Genomic DNA, 17,298 nt, shown 5'->3' on the forward strand with positions numbered 1-17,298 from the left:
TTCACTGCCAACGTAATTTTCGCGGCTTTTCCCAAAATCAGTCGGAAAAAAAGTTCGCATTTCTATTTTTTAGTCTATAATTGCGCTTTAAAATTATTTTAACTTTAGTAGCAATTGATCCGAGCGATTGGTTGCCGAATCGTATGGTAAAAAGACTAGGGTATAGTTGCTGTATTTTGTTAGGAGTGCTGTTGAGCGTTCCGGTATGGGGTCAAAAGATCAACGAGGACTACAGATTACACATAAAGCGAGCAAGTTCTCCGGTAGTCGTGGACGGAATCGTTGACGAACAAGCCTGGAAAGAGGCCGAAGTAGCCAAGGATTTTTACATGATTCTGCCCATGGATACCAGCTTCTCTCAAGTTGAAACCGAGGTGATGATGACTTTTGATGAGGAGCGGCTGTATTTGTTGGTGATCAACCACCACGCCGTACCTGGACCGTATTACGTAGAGTCCCTTCGGAGGGATTTTTCCTTTGGGAAAAACGATAATTTCCTTTTGTTCATGGATACCTTTGACGATCAGACGAATGGCTTTTCCTTTGGGGCCAACGCTGCAGGCGCACAATGGGATGGGATCATGTACGAAGGGGGAAGGGTGGATTTAAGCTGGGACAATAAATGGGTCTCGAAAGTTAAAAATTACGAGGACAAATGGGTGTTTGAGGCAGCGATACCGTTTAAGTCGATTCGCTATAAAAAAGGCATTCGGGAATGGGGAATCAATTTTAGTCGACTGGATCTGAAAACCACCGAGAAATCTTCCTGGGCTCCGGTTCCCCGGCAGTTTCCCTCCGCCTCCCTTGCCTATACCGGCGTCCTGGTTTGGGAAGAAGCACCACCGGAGCCGGGCATGAATGTCTCCGTGATTCCATATGTTATGGGTGGCCGGGTAAAAGATAACGAGGGCGGGCTGCCGACCGACTACCAAAATCGGGTAGGGGTGGACGCCAAAATAGCGGTCAGTTCCTCCCTAAACCTGGACCTAACGGTAAATCCGGATTTTTCGCAGGTGGAAGTGGACCGTCAGATTACCAACCTGGACCGCTTCGAATTATTTTTTCCTGAACGGAGGCAGTTTTTCCTGGAAAATGGGGATTTGTTCGCCAATTTTGGCTACGAGACCATCCGCCCATTTTTTTCGCGAAGAATTGGCCTGAATGCTCCCATACAATTTGGTGCCCGGCTGAGCGGAAAAATCAACCGCGATTGGCGGATTGGCGCCATGAACATGCAAACGGGTCAGGTGGAAGAAACTGCGACTCCCGCCCAGAATTTCACCGTCATGTCGGCCCAGCGACGCGTGGGCCAGCGGTCAAATATTGCGGCGATTTTTGTCAATAAATTCTCCATGGGTGATCTAGCCGGCCGAAACGGCACCGATGCTGCCGTAAACAATGCCTACAACCGAAACCTGGGTCTGGAGTACAACCTGGCGTCTTCCAATAACCTTTGGACGGGAAAAGTCCTTTTTCTAAAATCGTTTAGCCCCAACCAATCCGGAGAAAGCATGGTGCATGCTGCTAATCTGCGGTATGCCAGCGGTAACCTGTCCTGGGAATGGAAACACGAATACGTTTCTCCCCAGTACACGGCGGAAGTAGGCTACGTTCCCAGAAACGGGTATTACCGGGTCAATCCCAACGCCGCCTATCTGTTTTTTCCAAAAAGTAAGAAAATACTCAACCACGGCCCGACCGTAAACACTTCTCTCTTTTTCAACACGGATGGGGAGCAAACCGACAATATCACGGAATTGGGCTATACGATGCGATTTAGGAGCCAAAGTACCCTTACCGCCAAGTATACGTATAACCGTATTTTGCTGCAACAGGCTTTTGACCCGACAAATTTTAGCGGAGACACCTTGGCGGCTTTCACGGATCATACCTGGAATTCCCTGGGGGCACAATACGTCTCCAAGCCCCAAAGTCTCTTCACCTATTCCCTTTCTTCCCAATACGGAGGCTATTTTGCCAATGGAGAACGCTTCAACCTAACGGGTGAGTTGGGCTATCGGTTCCAGCCCTACGTGGGATTGTCCCTTACCGGAAATTACAACCAATTGGATCTGCCCGAGCCTTGGGGAAATACACGCTTCTGGTTGGTTGGGCCCCGGGTGGATGTCACGTTTACCAACACCCTGTTTTTCACTGCATTCGCACAGTACAACGAGCAGATTGACAACATCAACCTGAACACCCGGTTTCAATGGAGGTTCAAGCCGGCTTCGGATTTGTACCTGGTATTCACGGATAACTACCTACCTGCCCCGTTTTATGTCAAAAACCGGACCCTGGCATTGAAATTTACCTACTGGTGGACCTGGTAGTCTCACCAGGGGTCTAAACCCAGGAGTTTTTTTCCCAGTGGAGTCAGTTCGGCTCTGGGATACCGGGTTTGTTCCCACTTTCTCGGATCCCCGGGAAAGGCGTAGCCCTCGGGGGCAATTCGGTCCCTCCAGGAAGAAATGCGCCAATTTCGCAAGTCCTCGTCTTCCTGGGCTGCGGGCATCATGGTCAGGTACTGGGCCATTCGGACCTTGTTTTTGCTATAGTTGGGGCGAATGCCGTGGGGAAGACGGCTATTGAAGATCAATAAATCACCTTCTTCCAGCCCCACTTTGGTAAGCTCAAACCCCGAAATATCGGGTTTAAACCTGTCCCGGTCGGCTGGTTGATTCACTTTCCAGCTGTCGTAGGTTCGGTAAAGCTCCGGCACGCATTGGAAGCCGCCCACATTTGGATCGGTTTGATCATTCAGGGCGACCAATCCCTGTATGTTATCCTCTCCCAATTCGGGATCGTAATCCCAATGAATAAATCCCTTGAATTCAAAATCCGGCCGGGCAGGTAGGTTGAGGTTGGCACGGTCGATGCTGACCCACAAATCATCCCTTCCCCAAATGTCTGTAAAGGTTTCATAGACCTTGGGGTATTGGCGAATGTCCCACATGTAAGGGTGGTTGTACATTTCCACCATGCCGCTATTGGTGAGCTCTTTCATTTTCATCGCTTCTTTTGGAGAAGCGTACCAGGTTGCTGGCTTGTTCGGATCCATTTCCTCAAATTCCCATAGTAGTTTCTGCATGCGTTCGGTATAGGATTTGGGTACGCCATTTTTTACGATCACGTACCCATTGTCCCACCAAAAGTTCCAGTCTTCCTCCGTGAGGACCTTAAGTGGGCTGTGCCGGAAGCGGTCGTTTAGAGTAGCCCTTTGCCCCGCAGAAGTAGAGGGATTGCCTGGAATATCTTTGTGTTTTTTCGTTATGGCCATGGCAAAATTTACTTATCTTACAGGCAGAATATAGCGTAAAATAAAAACACATGCAAGGAGGTAACCCGGATTGGTATTCCTTTTTGGAGTTGAACGGCTTATTTCTCCATTAATGTAAAATTGTTTTTCGATACTGGTCACAATGCTTAGCTTGAATTATGATACCTATACCAACGCGTTATTTAACTCCCTTTTTGACCGGGATGCTGTTTTTTATTGGCTTTTCCCCGGTAGTGGGCTCCTTTTCTGTTGCCCAAAGTAGCTCCGAAATCTACCACGAATTGTTACGTCTCCGGGAAACGAAGCGGGTACTTTATGTCGCCGCGCACCCCGACGATGAAAATACCCGACTCATTGCCTACCTCGCAAACGGCCTGCATGCCGAAGTAGGCTATTTGTCGCTGACCCGGGGAGATGGAGGCCAAAACCTTATCGGAAAAGAATTGGGTACCGAATTGGGTATGATCCGAACACAGGAATTGCTCCGAGCCAGGGAAACGGACGGTGGAAGGCAATTTTTCTCCCGGGCCATTGATTTTGGATACAGCCGCAATCCCGACGAAACGCTCAGCAACTGGGACCGAACCAAACTCCTTTCTGATTTGGTTTGGGTCATTCGTAATTTTCAGCCAGATCTGATCATTACCCGGTTTAATACCACACCCGGAACCACTCATGGGCATCATACTACCTCTGCAATCCTTGCCGGTGAGGCCTTTGAACTCTCCGGAAAAAGCGATGTCTTTCCCGATCAATTAAAATGGGTCGAGCCCTGGTCTGCAAAGCGTGTGTTTTGGAACGCCTATAATTGGGGAAGTCAATACGAACCGAAATCGGACATTCCTTACCATACCTTTCCGGTCGGTGCATACAACGCCTTGCTGGGTACCAGTTATTCGCAGATCGCTGCAGACAGCCGGACCATGCACAAATCCCAGGGATTTGGAGCGACGCCGACTATCGGCGAGGGAACAGACTTTATTGAATTTGTAGCCGGAGAATCGTTTGATTCCAATCCGTTTGAGGGCGTTGGTGACCGTTGGGAAGATCTCTCCGGCGGTGTGGAAATCCGAAACCGAATTGAAAAACTGCTGCAAAATTTTGACTTTACTACTCCGGTAGGCAATCTGCCAGAGCTACTGGAAATTCGGACAAAATTGAATCAGGTTCAGGAAAATCTACCCTGGGTCAACGAGAAACAGGATCAGGTGAATCGACTCATTTTGGATGTTTTGGGCTTTAAGGCCTTGTTTTTAGCGAATAAAGAATTGTCGTTTCCATCGGACCAAATCCGGACCCGGCTAATCGTAAATCAACCAAGCTCGGAATCGCTTGAACTGGAGGAATTTGAAGTCCTGGGCGCGCGTTATCCGATTGACGCCGTTGTTTCCGATAATCGGCCGGTGGAATGGGAGAAGGAACTTCAGATTCCAGGGGCGTACCCGATTTCCCAGCCTTATTGGTTGCAAAAGCCAGCGGTAGACAATCTGTATAGCGTAGCAGAGCAAAGCTCCATCGGAAAACCCTTTAATGACCCGGCAGTCACCGGAGTTCTCCGTTTTCGTCTTGGTGATCAGAAAATGGAGGTTCGGCTGCCACTTCAGTACCGGTACAACGATCAGGTAAATGGAGAAATCATTCAACCGTTTACATTGGTCCCAAAGATTTCTTTGGCAGTAGATCAGGAAAACGTTTTTCTTCTCGGCAATCAGGAAGCCCGCATCGGCGTGACGGTTTCTTTTGAGGGTGATTTGGAAGACGGTACCTTGGGCATCGAAGGATTGGAAACGGATGATTATACAGTGATGGACACCCTGATTGATCCGAAAAGCAATACAGTCTTTTTTGATGTGGCCGTGAGAAATCCAAATGGAGCGTCCAAATCCCGGCATACTGTTTTTTATAAAACAAGGGAAGGGTCAGTCTATGCACAGGGAAAGAAGCGAATCATTCACCCGCATATCCCCAACCTTACGTATTTTCCAGACGCTTCTTTTAACCTGGTGACGCTCGACATGGATATCCGAAAACAGACCATCGGCTACATTCCGGGCGCCGGGGACGAGATTCCAGGAATTTTACGAGATTTGGGGTATACGGTGGAAATCCTGGAAGGCAGTAACCTGGGAGCCGCTGTATTTAGTGACTATTCCACCCTGATTGTGGGGATTCGGGCTTTCAATGTCAACCAAAGCCTGGCAAATCAGACGGCAGCCCTCATGGACTACATCAAGCAAGGAGGCAACCTGATCGTACAATACAATACCAGTTCTCCCTTGCTTTCGAGGCAGTTCGGTCCCTATCCGCTGGAGTTATCCCGGGACCGGATTACGGTAGAGGAGTCACCGGTTACTGTGCTATTAGCCGATCATCCAGTATTGACGCACCCGAATAAAATCGAAGCTAGCGATTTTGACGGCTGGGTGCAGGAAAGGGGCTTGTACTTTCCCGGCACGTGGGACGAAGCGTACCAGACGCCGCTGGAAATGCAGGATCCCAACGAGCCGCCGACTAAAGGTGCACTTTTGGTCGCCCGGTATGGAGAGGGAACCTATGCCTATTCCGGGATTTCCTGGTTTCGATTGCTTCCGGCAGGGGTGCCGGGAGCCATCAAATTATTTGTAAACCTCATCGAGCAAGCCCATGAGTAAAGAAAGAGAATTTCGTCACTGGACCCGTTTGTATTGGATGCAGGTGCTGGTTTTGGCACTGTTGATTGCCTTGTTTTACTGGTTGACCCGCGCTTTTTCATGAGTTACCTGGACTGGTCCATCATGTTCGGCACCTTGCTGGCGATTGCCGCTTACGGTGTCTACAAAACCTACGGTCCGAAGGACATGGACAAATACCTGCGGGGAGGAGACGATCTGAACTGGTGGACCATTGGGCTTTCGATCATGGCCACGCAGGCGTCTGCGATTACTTTTTTAAGTACGCCGGGTCAAGCCTACGCGGATGGCATGCGCTTCATTCAGTTTTATTTTGGCCTGCCGGTAGCCATGATCATTATTTCTGTTGTTTTTTTGCCGATCTATTACCGGCTAAAGGTATATACTGCCTATGAGTTTCTGGAGTCACGTTTTGACCTGAAGACCCGAACATTGACGGCCGGTTTGTTTTTGGTACAGCGAGGCCTGGCAGCGGGGATTACGATTTATGCGCCGTCGATCATTTTGTCTACCCTGTTGGGCTGGAACCTGACCATTACCAATGTTTTTATTGGTTTGATGGTGATTGTTTACACGGTTTCCGGCGGAACCAAAGCGGTGTCCATTACCCAAAAGCAACAAATGGCCGTCATGATGGGAGGGATGGTTCTGGCCGGCATTATCGTCGTTCAACTGATTCCGGTGGATTTTTCCCAGGCATTGCATCTTGCCGGAAAGATGGAAAAGCTGAATATCGTCAATTTTGAATTTGATCTTTCGGATCGGTATAATTTTTGGTCCGGGGTGACGGGGGCCTTGTTTTTGTTCCTATCCTATTTTGGCACCGACCAATCTCAGGTGCAGCGCTATTTGAGTGGGCGTTCCCTTACCCAAAGCCGAATGGGCCTGATGATGAATGGTTTTTTGAAAGTTCCGATGCAGTTCGTCATTCTTTTTATTGGTGTCATGGTATTTGTATTTTACCAGTTTTTTCAGCCTCCGGTCATTTTCAATACCATTCAATTGGACAAACTCAAGGAAAGCGAGTACGTGGACCAATTGCAGGAATTGGAACAGAATTATAGCGAGGTATTTGAGCAAAAAAGTGAGCACATACAGAAACTGCTGGGAGCAATAGACTCCGAAGACCAGCAGGAAGTGCTGCGGCAGCAGGCGCAGATCGCGGAACAGTCCCATAAGCAGGAAGAGGTAAGAGACCAGGTGAAAGCCTTAATTGTTCGGCACGATCCCCTGGCAGAAACCAATGACACGGATTACGTATTCATGCGTTTTGTGATGGACTATTTACCACAAGGTATCGTTGGGCTGCTTTTTGCCGTCATTTTCAGTGCAGCTATGTCCTCCACCGCATCCGAATTGAATGCGCTGTCCGCGACCACCACCATGGATATTTACAAGCGCTCTGTCTACCGATCCGGAAGCTCCAGGCACTACATGCTTTCTTCGAAGTGGTTTACTGCGCTTTGGGGGGTATTTGCGGTATTGTTTGCCACGTATGCGACCCTCTTCGAAAACCTGATTCAAGCCGTCAATTTGTTGGGTTCCTTGTTTTATGGGACCATATTGGGCATCTTTTTGGTAGGATTTTTTCTGAAGTGGGTAGGGGGCCGGGCGGTGTTTTCGGCTGCCATCCTTACAGAAGTACTGATTTTGGTACTTCATTATTTCAACGGAAAAACGGTATACGGGTGGTCCATCGATGTAGGTTACCTCTGGTACAATGCGATCGGTTGCCTGCTGGTGATGTTGATTGCCATGCTGGTGCAACTTGGGATGGGACCTGGAAAGCAAATGCAAGGCGAGCTAGACTCGTAGAAAAAAAATGGAGCTGCCAGTCAGCAGCTCCAGAAAATAAAAAAGGCGGTTAAAGGGATTCGATCAATCGTTGATTCAACCCGATGTAATCCGGGTTATTCGCCTCTTCGGCCATTTCCATAGACTTTTTGCCGGTTTGTTCGGCTTCGGCTTTTAATCCCAATTTGGCCTGAATTTTTGCCAGTAAGTGGACCGTGTAATATTTCGGGTCTTTTTCGACTGATTTGCTGATCCATTCCAGGGCCATGGTAAGGTCCTTGTCATTGGTGAAATAGTAATTGGCCGCCTGAAAATAAAGACCGGGGTTATCGGTTTCCTGGTCGATGAGCAACTCCTTGATTTGTGTCATGACGATCGCGTCTACTTCTGATTCCATGCGAAACCCGATTTGGGTTTTATCCCAGGATAGGTTCAGGGTGGCACCGGTATCGCTAAGCTCGGCAAATCCCATGGTCATGGTTTCCACCGGTTTTTTTAACTTTTGGGCGGGCACCTGGATGCGCAGGGCATCGTCACCGGAATCGTACCCCATGGCCCCCCACAATTCCGTGTTTTTAGAGAAGATCACGGTCCATTGACTCTTTCCGGGGATGGTATACAAGGCGTATTTTCCTGCAGGGAGACGCTGCCCGTTTACCTTTATTTCGGTGTCGAATTCCAGAGTACTGGGATTATTTGCCCCGGTTCGCCATACTTGTCCATAGGGTACCAATTCCCCAAAAATCTTTTCGATCTCGTTTTCCCGGGCGGCTGTAGTCCAAATGAAGGACCGTTAGTCCCATTTGTTGGCTGATCTTGCTGTTGGGGCTTGCCTGTGGCATTTTAATCTGCGCGGAAACAGAAAATTGCATCAAAAACAAAATAGCCATTAGAAAAAGCATTTTTTTTGTATTCATAGTTATTTTTAGTTAGATTAGTTTTTGTGATGTCCTGATCGTTTAACCCGGTATGGAGGGATTGTTTTCTTTATGCCAACGGTTTCATTTATGTGGGTAAAGATAGTTAAATTGCAGGAATTGCTGCGATAAATTCTACCTTCTTGACGGGTATCGAACGCTTTCATGCCTGGTCAGGAAGAAAAATCGAGCGATTCATATAATTTGTTTTATTTCTACCAGGAAAATTCTTTCAATGGGACTAGCAATTGTTGCGCCAAATAAATCGAAAAAAGAAATCGCAGACTGGGTAGCGGTTTTCAACGAACTGGAACCGGGCATTGACCTTCAGGTTTATCCGGAAATCAGTAGGATGGAGGAGGTAGAGGTGGTGGTTTTGTGGCAGCATCCAAAAGGAATCCTAAAGTCTTTTCCCAATTTGAAACTAATTTGCTCGATGGGTTCCGGGGTAGACCACATCATGGCCGATTACGTTCCGGACAATGTACCCATTACCCGCATCGTGGATCCCAGGCTTACCTTTTCCATGACCAATTACGTGGTAATGGGAATACTTAATTACCACCGGCAGATCCTCCGGTACATGCGAGACAAGCGTACCAAAACCTGGGACATGAGTCAACCCGAAATCCCGATCACTGTGGGCGTTATGGGAGTGGGTGAACTGGGAGGAGACGTGCTCGACAAGGTGAAGGCTTTGGGTATTTCAGCGGTTGGATACGGTAACCGACCGAAGGCGACATTTCGGCATCCTTACTACTATGGGGAAGAATTGCAGGATTTTTTAAACGAAGTGAACGTATTGGTCTGCTTACTTCCGCTTACAGAGAAAACAGAAGGTTTTCTAAATAAAGAACTGTTTCGGAAATGCAAGCCAGGTACCTATCTGATCAATGTAGCGCGAGGCCGACACCTGGTGGAAGCAGACCTGATCCCAGCCATCGAATCGGGTCAGCTATCGGGAGCCCTTCTGGATGTCTTTCAGCAAGAGCCCCTACCGAAAGCCCATCCCTTTTGGGAGCAAGAGCAGATCACCATTACACCGCATATAGCCAGCATTACCAATTACCGGGCTGCAGCCCCCCAAATTATAGAAAACTATAAGAATTTGCTGCAAAACTCCCCCCTGATCAATGAGATTAGCAAGGTTCAGGGGTATTAAACCTATTTATTCCTTATGAAGACCTATACCATCCTTTGTCCAACCGATTTTTCGGAGTGTTCGTTGAACGCCATTGAATACGCCGCAAAATTGGGTGAAAAATGGAATGCGACGCTGATTTTATTGCATGTTCCAGATAAGGAAGATTACGAAGATCTTTTTCCCGGACAAGTCCTGGAAGATAGCCTGCAGACAGCCAAAAAGAAACTACAATCCCTGGTGGATACCGTTCGCGAGGAAAGTCTTCCCCGCGGACTTACGGACTGTAAAGGACTTGTACAGGAGGGAGAGACCATCGGTACCATACTGGAGATGGCCGAAAGCCAGTCCGCCCACTTGATCGTTATGGGTACGGAGGGAATTAATGAGTTTAAAAAGAATTACATCGGTACCAAATCCAGTAAGGTGGTGCTGAGTGCGGACTGTGACGTTTTTATCATTCCCAGGAAAGTGTTTTTCAAGACTCCCAGAAAGCTTGTCTATGCTACCAATTATCTGGAGGAAGACAAACTGGCCATACAACGCGTCGTGGACTTTGCCAGCGTATTCGATTCGGAGTTGGACATCGTTCACGTCAGTACACGGGTTAACACCATCGATAAAGCGCTGCATCTGACTATGGTAGAAGAAGTTGCGCCTTTCGTATCCTTAGAAAAGGTAAACTACGTGCTGAAATCGTACCGGGATGATCCCGGATTGGGACTGGAGTCCTACCTCATCACGGCAAAGGGGAACGTTTTGTTCACTCTGAGCAAAAAGAAAAGTTGGTTTGAGCAGTTTTTTACAAAAAACCTGTCCAAAAAAATGTCGTTTTTTATCAATAAGCCCTTGTATGTGATCAAGCGCCTTTGAATGTAGATCGTATAAAGTCTGTAAATTCCTTTCGGGTGGCCTTATCCGTGACCAATTTGTTTAAAATCATAAAAAAGTGCTTGACCGAGAGCGATTTGGATTTTTCAGGAGCGGCTTCTTGGGGAGCAATCGGCCCGGAAGCATCGTTGCCGATTTTTGACTCAGCGCGATCTTTTTCCGGCTGTTTTTGTTGGGATGGGGAGTATCCCGTCAATCGGTCTGCCTCAGAAAAACTTTTCCTCGACGCCGCTTGATAGCCCAACTTTTCCTCTACCAACCCCTTGTTGTTCAAGGAAATCGCGTCTTGTGGATCAAGCGCAATGGCTTGTTCGTAATCCTCTATCGCACCTTTCAGATCACCGATACGATCCCTGAAATAGGCACGGCTGGAATATCGGTAGGGGTTGTTCGGGTCCAGATTTAAGGCCTGGTCAAAGGCCTGCATCGCTTCTTCGTTTCGTTTCAACAAGTGCAAGACTACTGCCCGGTCACTGATGAATGTGGTATTGTACGGGTCAAGCCCTATCAGCGTATCAAAATCATTAATTGCCTGGTCCAATGCCCCTAGTCGGGACTGGATGCGCGCACGGTAATGCAGGTGTTCGGGTTGAGGCCCCGCGGAAGCGATCAGTTGATTGAATACCTGTAACGCCTCTTCAAATCTTCCTTTTTTGTAATGGTCGATGCCAATTTCCAATGATTCCATTCTTGCTACCTTTTGGTTTCAATATAGATACAAAAGTAAGGAAGGTATTGTTTCCATCCGTCCTTGATAATCCTTTATTCTTTTTATATTTGAATTCTTATCGCGATATTTTTAATGCAGGTATGCCCAGTAAGCCGGAAACTATTCTAAAAGATCTGGAAGGAAATAAATTTGCGCCCGTATATTTTCTTCAGGGGGAAGAACCCTATTTTATCGATAAAATAACCGCCTTTATTGAAGCAAATGCGCTGCCTCCCGCGGACCGTGGATTTAATCAGATCATTCTTTACGGGAAAGAAGCCACGGTGGCCACGATCTTAAACAATGCCAAACGGTTTCCCATGATGTCCGAACGGCAGGTGGTAATCGTCAAGGAGGCCCAGAACATACAGGATTTGGGACGGGAGGAGGCGGACCAACAACTGATCCAATACCTGAAAAATCCTCTGCCAAGTACAATTCTCGTTTTTGCTTATAAATACAAAGTACTGGACGGAAGAAAAGCTCTGGCAAGGGAATTGGACAAACGAGCCGTATTGGTAAAATCTGATAAAATTCCGGAATACCGATTGGCGCCGTACATTGATGCGTACGTCAAGGGAAAAGGATTTACCATAGAACCCAGGGCCTGTCAGGTACTTGCCGAGTCCATTGGAAATAACATGGAGGTGCTGACCAATGAAATCGATAAGATGTTAATCAACTTTGAGGAGCCGGTTGAAATTACTACGGGTCACATTCAGCAGTTTATTGGCATCAGCAAAGATTTCAACAATTTTGAATTGACTAATTCCCTGAGCTACAAAGATGTACAAAAGGCCAATACGATCATTCAGTATTTTGCGCAAAATCCCAAATCCCATCCCTTGATTCCCTTGCTAAGCCTGTTGTACCTGCATTTTAGCCGTCTTCTGCAGGTGAAAGCGAATAAAGGAATGGGAGATCGGGAACTGGCCGCTTTGCTTAAAGTGAACCCTTATTTCATAAAAGAATACACGATCGCAGCGAAAAATTATCCCTTAGGCAAGATTATTGATATTATCGGATACCTGAGAGAGGCGGACTTGCGTTCTAAAGGCATCATTGCCTCCAATATGGAAGCCTCGCAAATTCTCAAAGAACTCATTTTTAAAATTCTTCATTGATCCCGGTGATGAAAAGAAAACGAATAGGATTACTAGCGGTACAGTTGGTATTTTGGGTACAGTTGGTCGCGTTCGGGCAGGCTACACTGCACCAACAACAGGTAGAACCTGCCCTTCAGGACGCTTTGAACTTGTTTTACAAGGACCAGTTTGCCGCTTCCAGGGAGGCTTTCGATCAGCTAAGAGCTCGGGAACTCAGCCGGGAAAAGGCCATTGAGCTGGAGTACTATCAGGCCCTTTCCTCACTCAAGGGGGATTTTCCGGAGGGTACCTCTGCAATGGAGGCTTTTGTATTGGATTATCCGGACGAACCGCTGGCCCACGAAGCGGCATGGGTACTGGGAAATCACTTTTTTACGGCAAAAAACTACCGCAAAGCCATTGAGAATTTCGGACGCCTGCGGGGCATCCCGCTGAGCCAGGAACGGCACCCGGAATTGTTATTCAAAACAGGATACAGTTACTTTCAATTGAAAAACTATCCGCAGGCCCAAAAGTATTTCGAGCAGGCCAAACGATACAGAAGTCCGTTTCTGCCCAGTGCCTATTATTATGCGGGTTATAGTGCGTTTCAACAAAACGATTTTGAGACGGCTGTGACCAATTTTAAAGAGGCCGAAAAATCGAGAGAGTTTAGCCTGAAGGTACCTTACATGTTGACAGCCCTGTTCTACCAGCAAGGAGACCTGCCCCAGGTAATTGCCTATGCAGCGCCGATTATCGATAAAACCGGAGTAGAAAACCGGGAGCAATTGCATTTGCTTCTGGCAGAAGCCTATTACGACGATAAGGCCTTCCAACAAGCGGCCCATCATTACCAGTCCTTTGTAGCTGCCGGCAAAGGCACCTTGTCTCGAGACCAGCAGTACAAAGCAGGCGTGGCCCACTACGAAAGCAACCAATTTCAAATTGCAAGTGATTTTTTTAAAGAGGTAGCACTCAAAAGCGACGCGCTCGGTCAGGTTTCCAGCTATTTTTTAGGGCATGCCTACATTCAGCTAAAAAATCTACCTTTTGCCGCCAACAGTTTTAGTACGGCCTATAAAATGGACTTCAATCCCGACATAAAGGAAGAAGCCCTGTTTAATTACGCCAAGGTAAACCTGGAGATGGGTAAATTTCAAGAAGCCGTTACGGCATTGGATCAGTACCTGAATGATTACCCGCAGGGAACGCGGTTTTCCCAGGCGGAAGACCTGCTGAGCGATGCGTTAATCAACACCAACAATTACCTGCGGGCGATCCGACACATGGAAGGGATGCAACAACCTTCGGCCCGTATTCGGGAGGCCTACCAGAAGGTCACCTTTTATCAGGCGATGGCCTATTTTCGGGACAATAATCCCGCCGGTACCCTGGATTTTTTGAACAAGTCGCTCCGGTATCCGGAGGACAAATCCTTGCAGGTTTTGGCCCAGTTTTGGAAAGGTGAGGCGAATGCGGCCGCGAACCAGCCAAACGCAGCCATTCAGGCCTATGAGCGGGTATTCGCCCTGAATCCACCCGCTTCTGATCCCGCGCTTATCAAGACGCATTACGGGCTGGGTTATGCATATTTTAACCAAGAGCGTTACGAAAAGGCAGAAGCACAGTTCAAGGCCTACACGGATAAGCTACGGAACAAACGCGAAAAAGAACAGTACCACGATGCCCTGTTGCGGTTGGGAGATACTTACTACGTACAGAAAAAATTTGATGCAGCCGCAGCCACTTTCCAGCGGGCCATTCAGGAGAACAGCCCCTTCAGTGACTACGCCTTGTTTCGGGCCGGTGTCGTCGCCAATTTTCAAAATCGAAATCTCGAAGCAATACGCTTATTGAACCAGGTGCAGGCCAATTATCCGAACAGCCTCTACCTGGAAGATGCTCTATTTCAAAAGGCCCAGATCCTTATGGAGGATTTGAATTACCGGCAGGGGAGAGAGGTTTTCACTAGCCTGATAGAACTAAAACCCAACAGCCCCTTCGTACCGTTTGCGTTGGAGGGCAGGGCGGTGGCCAACTATTCGCTGAAAGAATACGACAAGGCGATCGCGGACTATAAAAAAATCCTGGACGAATACCCCAACGCCTCCAATGGGGAAACTGCCTTGGTAGGACTCCAGGAGAGTCTCTCGCTGCAAGGGCGGCCAGGGGAGTTTTCCAGTTACTTGTCAGAATACCGTAAATCCAATCCGAGCAGCAGTAATTTGGAGAACGTGGAATTTGAAGCAGCCAAAAGCCTGGTGTTTAATCAATCCTATGCAGAGGCGATCCGCTCGCTGGAAGACTTTCTACGAAACTACCCGAACTCCGGGCAAGCGCCCGAAGCCAGCTATTACCTGGCAGATGCATATTACCGGCAAGGCAGTATTGACAAAGCCCTGGATCGTTACTATCAATTGGAAAATACCGCCGATGGTAACCTGAAAACCAGGGTATTTCAAAAAATTGCCAACATTGAATTTGAGCGGCAAAACTATGCCAAATCCATACCTTACCTGGAGTTCAGTGCAGAAAACGCCCGAAGCGTTGCCGAAGAATACGAGGCTGTTTCCGGATTGATGGTGGCGAGCTATGAAACCGGGCAATACCAACAGGCCGTCCGTTGGGCCGATCAGGTCGTGGCTTTGGGTAATATCACGGTAGATGCGGTGCCCAGGGCACTGCTGATCAAAGGAAAATCATTGGAAACCGATGGAAAATCAGCCGAAGCTGTAGCGGTGTACCGGAATTTAGTCGAAAACTATACCTCGGAGCAAGGTGCCGAAGCCCTGTATCGACTTGCCTGGATACAGCATCAGGAGGGTCAGTACGAAGCATCGAATGAGCTGATCTTTAGCTATTCGCAGCCTTTTGCTTCTTACGAACGATGGTACGGGATGCAGTTTGTCCTGCTGGCAAAAAACTACATTGCCATGGATGAAACGTTTCAGGCGAAGGCAACGCTGGAATCCATCGTTGAGAATTCCTCCATTCCGGAGGTGAGAAAGGAAGCCCAAGAATTGTTGCAAACTATCAACCAAACCACCACAGAATGAATCAGGGGAAACAGCTATTGATCGCGGGTATCTTTTGCGCTGCCATGTTTGCCGGGCCCCTTCGAGCCCAGGATGCATCCGAAGCCCAGCGGGGAGAGATTCGGGATACGGAGTTCATTATCCGGAAAGATAGGGTTTTGACACTTCCCAGGCAGTCACGGGTTTTTGAAAAAAGTCCTGCGTTACCTCCCGTGTCGACTACAACAAATTATGCCTACGATGTCACCAACTATTTCCTTCCTCTTGCACCCGTCGCCCTGGAAACTCAGGCCTTTCAAAAAGAATTTCCTCGGCCTGAAACCTATCAGACCATGGGTCATGCCAAACTTGGATTCGGAAACTACTCCGCACCTTTGGTACAACTGGATCTTTTTCCCCAGGCGGATCCGGATGTTTCCTACGGACTCCACCTGAAGCATCAGGGGTATTATACCGGCCCGGTGGATGGGGAAAACTCGGCAGAAACCCATACCGGCGTTCGATTAAATGGGAGTATGTTCAAGGATATCGTGGAAATTTACGGGAAGTTTGGTTACGAAAGGGATTCCTACCATTTCTATGGCTACACGCCCCAACCCGAAACGCAGGTACTTGCAGATACCATCCGACAGGTTTTTCATACCATTCGGACCCAGGTGGGTATCCGGAGGATCGAACGCACAGAGCCGTTCAACTATGGAGCTAGCCTTTCGCTGCGCTTGTTTGACGATCGGTACGAAGCCCAGGAAACCGAAGCGCTGGTGAAGGCCAGGGCAGGTTTTCGTGCCAACGAAAACCTAAACGGGGGAATTGAATCCCTGTTGGCCTTTACCTCCCCAAGTGATGTCAACTACGAATCCATTACCAGAAATTATTTCAAATTGCATCCCTACGCGCAATACATTCGCCAGGGCTTGCAGGTAAAGGTCGGGGCAAATGTGATTTACGAAAACGATATTGTTCCGAATAAATTAAAGGAATTTTATGTGTTTCCTACCGTCTTTCTGTCATACCACCTGCTACCGGAGTTTGGTGTGTACGGGAAATATGCCGGTGATGTCAACCGAACTACCTATTACGACTTCGTGCAGGAGAATCCGTTTCTGGGCCCCTCCGAACAGCTTCGGAACGCCATTCAGAATTTTCAAGTGGATGCAGGGATATCCGGCAAGGTCAATGACCTGGTGAATTATCGGCTGGGCTTTACGTATGGGGATTTTACCAACCTCCATTTTTTTGGAAACAACGCCATGGACAGCACGAGGTTTCAGCTTATTTACGATAACAATACCAAGGTATTGGAATACCATGGGACCATAAACTATACATACGACAACACTTACCGGCTTGATGCCTCCCTGCATTACTTTCAATACACGCTGGATGAAATTGCATCGGCCTGGCACCGACCGGAGTGGGAGGTCCATATCAATAATTCGTTCACTCCGGATAAGAAGTGGACGATCCATGCCAACCTGCATGCCATGGGAGGGATTCGGGCCATCAACCTGGCGTCGGATACCGAGCGACGACTGGATGCCCTGTTGGACTTGCACCTGCACGTCGATTATGCGTTCACAAGTCGTTTTTCTGCCTTTATCAAGGGGAATAACCTATTAAATCAACGCTACGAGCGGTTTAACTACTATCCCGTACGTGCCATACAGGTACTCGGTGGAATAGGTTTTAAGTTTTAGAGGATTTAGCAGCGCCTTCGGTAGGGAAATATGGAGCCATTATTGCCGATTTGATGGTTTTGCTTTAGCTTAGCAAA

At 48.0% G+C, this 17,298-nt stretch carries 12 protein-coding genes; 8 read left to right on the forward strand and 4 right to left on the reverse strand.

Going from position 1 to position 17,298, the window contains the following annotated elements:
- The first annotated feature begins 143 nt into the window (after positions 1-143).
- Positions 144-2,333, forward strand: coding sequence for a DUF5916 domain-containing protein (locus ABWH99_RS12870; protein WP_375582257.1), 2,190 nt, complete (start codon positions 144-146; stop codon positions 2,331-2,333).
- Positions 2,334-2,335: 2 nt separating this feature from the next.
- On the opposite strand, the gene ABWH99_RS12875 is transcribed toward ABWH99_RS12870, so the two are convergent.
- The gene (locus ABWH99_RS12875) at positions 2,336-3,280 is read right to left on the reverse strand and encodes a phytanoyl-CoA dioxygenase family protein (RefSeq protein ID WP_375582258.1); all 945 of its coding nucleotides are present in this window, start codon (positions 3,278-3,280) and stop codon (positions 2,336-2,338) included.
- A 158-nt stretch (positions 3,281-3,438) separates the two neighbouring features.
- Between ABWH99_RS12875 and ABWH99_RS12880 the strand changes: the two genes are divergently transcribed.
- Positions 3,439-5,931, forward strand: coding sequence for a PIG-L family deacetylase (locus ABWH99_RS12880; RefSeq protein ID WP_375582259.1), 2,493 nt, complete (start codon positions 3,439-3,441; stop codon positions 5,929-5,931).
- 99 nt (positions 5,932-6,030) lie between these two features.
- Positions 6,031-7,764: a sodium:solute symporter gene (locus ABWH99_RS12885; protein ID WP_375582260.1), complete on the forward strand. Its 1,734-nt coding sequence runs from the start codon at positions 6,031-6,033 to the stop codon at positions 7,762-7,764.
- Between the two features lie 49 nt (positions 7,765-7,813).
- On the opposite strand, the gene ABWH99_RS12890 is transcribed toward ABWH99_RS12885, so the two are convergent.
- On the reverse strand, positions 7,814-8,476 hold the full coding sequence (locus tag ABWH99_RS12890; RefSeq protein WP_375582261.1) for a DUF2911 domain-containing protein: 663 nt from the start codon (positions 8,474-8,476) through the stop codon (positions 7,814-7,816).
- Positions 8,436-8,660, reverse strand: coding sequence for a hypothetical protein (locus ABWH99_RS12895; RefSeq protein WP_375582262.1), 225 nt, complete (start codon positions 8,658-8,660; stop codon positions 8,436-8,438). The genes ABWH99_RS12890 and ABWH99_RS12895 overlap by 41 nt, the downstream gene beginning before the upstream one ends.
- Positions 8,661-8,895: 235 nt before the next feature.
- On the opposite strand from ABWH99_RS12895, the gene ABWH99_RS12900 reads away from it, so the two are divergent.
- Together ABWH99_RS12900 and ABWH99_RS12905 are read left to right on the forward strand one after the other, a co-directional pair.
- Positions 8,896-9,822 (forward strand): 2-hydroxyacid dehydrogenase, encoded by a 927-nt coding sequence (locus tag ABWH99_RS12900; RefSeq protein ID WP_375582263.1) that lies wholly within the window; start codon positions 8,896-8,898, stop codon positions 9,820-9,822.
- Between the two features lie 15 nt (positions 9,823-9,837).
- Positions 9,838-10,674, forward strand: coding sequence for a universal stress protein (locus ABWH99_RS12905; RefSeq protein ID WP_375582264.1), 837 nt, complete (start codon positions 9,838-9,840; stop codon positions 10,672-10,674).
- On the opposite strand, the gene ABWH99_RS12910 is transcribed toward ABWH99_RS12905, so the two are convergent.
- Positions 10,661-11,380: a tetratricopeptide repeat protein gene (locus tag ABWH99_RS12910; protein ID WP_375582265.1), complete on the reverse strand. Its 720-nt coding sequence runs from the start codon at positions 11,378-11,380 to the stop codon at positions 10,661-10,663. The two genes, ABWH99_RS12905 and ABWH99_RS12910, sit on opposite strands and share 14 nt — an antisense overlap.
- Before the next feature lie 122 nt (positions 11,381-11,502).
- Here ABWH99_RS12910 and holA point away from each other — a divergent pair, with 122 nt between their 5' ends.
- Genes holA through ABWH99_RS12925 form a run of 3 tightly spaced genes read left to right on the forward strand, consistent with a single transcriptional unit; the run spans position 11,503 to position 17,221 of the window.
- Positions 11,503-12,525, forward strand: a complete 1,023-nt coding sequence (gene holA, locus ABWH99_RS12915; RefSeq protein ID WP_375582266.1) for a DNA polymerase III subunit delta — start codon at positions 11,503-11,505, stop codon at positions 12,523-12,525.
- 8 nt (positions 12,526-12,533) lie between these two features.
- Complete coding sequence (locus tag ABWH99_RS12920) at positions 12,534-15,545, forward strand: tetratricopeptide repeat protein (RefSeq protein ID WP_375582267.1); 3,012 nt, start codon at positions 12,534-12,536, stop codon at positions 15,543-15,545.
- Positions 15,542-17,221: a TonB-dependent receptor gene (locus ABWH99_RS12925; protein ID WP_375582268.1), complete on the forward strand. Its 1,680-nt coding sequence runs from the start codon at positions 15,542-15,544 to the stop codon at positions 17,219-17,221. The genes ABWH99_RS12920 and ABWH99_RS12925 overlap by 4 nt, the downstream gene beginning before the upstream one ends.
- The last annotated feature ends 77 nt before the right edge of the window (positions 17,222-17,298 follow it).

Source organism: Cyclobacterium xiamenense (assembly GCF_042140265.1).
Taxonomy (GTDB): Bacteria; Bacteroidota; Bacteroidia; order Cytophagales; family Cyclobacteriaceae; genus Cyclobacterium; species Cyclobacterium xiamenense_A.

Coding starts and splice junctions, on each gene's coding strand:
- ABWH99_RS12870 (WP_375582257.1), top strand. CDS start 144: ATGGTAAAAAGACTAGGGTATAGTTGCTGTATTTTGTTAGGAGTGCTG.
- ABWH99_RS12875 (WP_375582258.1), bottom strand. CDS start 3,280: ATGGCCATAACGAAAAAACACAAAGATATTCCAGGCAATCCCTCTACT.
- ABWH99_RS12880 (WP_375582259.1), top strand. CDS start 3,439: ATGATACCTATACCAACGCGTTATTTAACTCCCTTTTTGACCGGGATG.
- ABWH99_RS12885 (WP_375582260.1), top strand. CDS start 6,031: ATGAGTTACCTGGACTGGTCCATCATGTTCGGCACCTTGCTGGCGATT.
- ABWH99_RS12895 (WP_375582262.1), bottom strand. CDS start 8,660: ATGAATACAAAAAAAATGCTTTTTCTAATGGCTATTTTGTTTTTGATG.
- ABWH99_RS12900 (WP_375582263.1), top strand. CDS start 8,896: ATGGGACTAGCAATTGTTGCGCCAAATAAATCGAAAAAAGAAATCGCA.
- ABWH99_RS12905 (WP_375582264.1), top strand. CDS start 9,838: ATGAAGACCTATACCATCCTTTGTCCAACCGATTTTTCGGAGTGTTCG.
- ABWH99_RS12910 (WP_375582265.1), bottom strand. CDS start 11,380: ATGGAATCATTGGAAATTGGCATCGACCATTACAAAAAAGGAAGATTT.
- holA (WP_375582266.1), top strand. CDS start 11,503: ATGCCCAGTAAGCCGGAAACTATTCTAAAAGATCTGGAAGGAAATAAA.
- ABWH99_RS12920 (WP_375582267.1), top strand. CDS start 12,534: ATGAAAAGAAAACGAATAGGATTACTAGCGGTACAGTTGGTATTTTGG.
- ABWH99_RS12925 (WP_375582268.1), top strand. CDS start 15,542: ATGAATCAGGGGAAACAGCTATTGATCGCGGGTATCTTTTGCGCTGCC.